2 protein-coding genes are annotated in these 1,236 nt (G+C 56.2%); both read right to left on the bottom strand.

Annotated elements, in window-relative coordinates; all coding sequences use genetic code 11:
* Nucleotides 1-707, bottom strand: a 707-nt coding sequence (locus ACOTX4_RS25905; RefSeq protein ID WP_421635514.1) for a C40 family peptidase, incomplete at its 3' end; no start/stop codon positions are given.
* On the bottom strand, nucleotides 707-1,236 hold a 530-nt coding region (locus ACOTX4_RS25900), incomplete at its 5' end, for a phage minor tail protein L (protein ID WP_421635513.1). The genes ACOTX4_RS25905 and ACOTX4_RS25900, both read right to left, overlap by 1 nt.

Here is a 1,236-nt window from a genome sequence, read left to right as displayed (position 1 = left end):
GCGGAAATGTCGGCGTAAATGCCCTGCAAATTTAAAGATGAGCACTGTTCATGTCTCCATATGGAATGCATCTGCTTAACGTATGCCGGGCGCATTTGCTCTCTCCGGCTTAAATGCCCTGAGCAATCGTGGTGAAGAACCATATTGTCATCGAGCAGAATCATTGCGTGGCAAGGGTCAGCTCCGGGGAATGGTTGCCTGATTATTACGTCACCTGGCAGCGCTTCTCCCGGCGATACCTGATTGAAGCCATTGCGCGACATGTTGTTCAGATAAAGGTTCTCCCCTCTCAGCCACCAGCCATTCGTCCTTTCGAAGTCAGGGAGGTCAATGCCACACAGGTGATACGCATCACGGAATAGCGTGTAACAATCAGTCACTCCGTGCTCGAACCGCCTCCCCAAAAAGTAATCCACCGGCCTGAACGTTCTGATTTTCCCGTTACAGGCCAGCACCCATGGAAGGCCCGATGCAACCTGGCATTTACGGTCGGCGCCGGACAGAACCGGGCTGTTCATTGGGTGAGAGTGGAATACCGCAGTCACCTCTCCAGCCTCCTCGGCCGCCAGCCACTCATCATCACTGATTCGGAAGTGCTTTCCAGGCTCCGGGTGAACATTCCGACAGCGGAACAACTGCCCGCCATCCAGGATTAAGCCGCACACCTCATCCTGCGACGATGCCGCATAATCGAGTAATTCCTGCATCATGAAACCTTCTGAGAGCCGGGGAAGCTGCTGATTGGCATTGGTTCCGGTCGTGGATAACGGAAGCGGCAGCCGCTACGGCGGTGAGAGCACTTATCTTTCGCCGGGTCAGTGGTAGGATTGTCGCGCTCATCTGCAACCGGCGGCCCGTCATATCCGCACCCGACGCCGCGATACAGCCACTGGCAGACGTCGGCAAGGATGGTTCGCGCCGGGATGATAGCGTTGTCGCAGTCAATCGGTGTCGCCAGCGTGTAGGTCACCTGCTCGAACGTCTCTTCCGTCATCTCCTCAACAACGTAGCGGGAAACCGCTTCCTGCGTCGGATCTGCGTCAGGGTTGCCATTGGGGAAGTTCACCGCGTCCAGGTATTTCACCGGAACCTGACGGCGGGTGATCACCACCCCAAGCATGTCGTCGAAGTCATGGTTTACGCCCGTCAGTAAACCCGTGACGTTCGCCACCACCATTGTTGGCCGGGCATATGTGCCTTCGTTCTTTGACTCGAACCCTTCGACTGCTATCGGGT

Origin of the sequence: Enterobacter cloacae complex sp. IR5459 (genome assembly GCF_049238005.1) — a bacterium.
Lineage (GTDB): Bacteria > Pseudomonadota > Gammaproteobacteria > Enterobacterales > Enterobacteriaceae > Enterobacter > Enterobacter hormaechei_C.
Note: the sequence above shows the minus strand (reverse complement) of the source record. Positions and strands in the feature narration are given on the sequence as shown.